Origin of the sequence: Paenibacillus sp. 203 (genome assembly GCF_037027525.1) — a bacterium.
Taxonomy (GTDB): domain Bacteria; phylum Bacillota; class Bacilli; order Paenibacillales; family Paenibacillaceae; genus Paenibacillus; species Paenibacillus polymyxa_B.
Map to the genome: position 1 here is coordinate 1 of NZ_JAXCHD010000117.1, position 204 is coordinate 204.

Genomic DNA, 204 nt, shown 5'->3' on the forward strand with positions numbered 1-204 from the left:
ATCGGCGCTGGAGGGCTTAACGGTCGTGTTCGGGATGGGTACGTGTGGAACCCCTCCGCTATCGCCACCAAACGTTCGAGAGTTTGAGCTCTCAAAACTGAGCAACGAGTGAGTAGTTTTTGAAGCTAATGCTTCATATTTGAATGTTTCCATTGCAGGAAACGATTCTCCATAGAAAGGAGGTGATCCAGCCGCACCTTCCGA

1 rRNA gene is annotated in these 204 nt (G+C 50.0%); it reads right to left on the bottom strand.

Annotation, left to right across the window (positions count from 1 at the left end):
- Nucleotides 1-72: ribosomal RNA gene (rrf, locus tag WA407_RS26665) — 5S ribosomal RNA — on the bottom strand; the annotation flags it as partial.
- Between the last annotated feature and the right edge of the window lie 132 nt (nucleotides 73-204).